The organism is Ensifer sp. Root954, from assembly GCF_001429005.1.
Classification (GTDB): domain Bacteria; phylum Pseudomonadota; class Alphaproteobacteria; order Rhizobiales; family Rhizobiaceae; genus Ensifer; species Ensifer adhaerens.
Genome location: NZ_LMJM01000001.1, coordinates 560,360 through 560,870, shown reverse-complemented (window position 1 = coordinate 560,870; position 511 = coordinate 560,360). Strand labels below are relative to the sequence as shown.

Here is a 511-nt window from a genome sequence, read left to right as displayed (position 1 = left end):
CGGCACGTTGACGAGACCGGCCGAACAGCCGATCAGCGCACCACCGGGGAAGGACAACTTCGGTACCGACTGGTAACCGCCCTCGGTGATCGCACGTGCGCCATAGGAAAGCCGCTTGCCGCCCTCGAACGTGCCGCGGATCGCCGGATGCGTCTTGAAGCGCTGGAACTCCTCGAAGGGGAAGAGATAGGGGTTCTTGTAGTTGAGGTGCACGACGAAGCCGACGGCGACCATGTTGTCTTCGAGGTGGTAGAGGAACGAGCCGCCGCCGGTCTTCATGCCGAGCGGCCAGCCGAAGGAGTGCTGCACCAGACCCGGGCGATGGTTCTCGGGCTTGACCTGCCAGAGCTCTTTCAGACCGATGCCGAACTTCTGGACGTCGCTGTCCCTGGAGAGATCGAACTTGGCGATCAGCTGCTTGGCAAGCGAACCGCGCACGCCCTCGCCGATCAGCGTGTATTTGCCCAAGAGCGCCATGCCGCGGGCGAAGTTCGGGCCCGGTTCGCCGTTC

At 63.8% G+C, this 511-nt stretch carries 1 protein-coding gene; it reads right to left on the bottom strand.

The window, feature by feature from the left end; all coding sequences use genetic code 11:
• A partial coding sequence (locus ASE71_RS36675; RefSeq protein ID WP_244497347.1) for an NAD(P)/FAD-dependent oxidoreductase occupies positions 1-511 on the bottom strand: 511 nt, incomplete at both ends.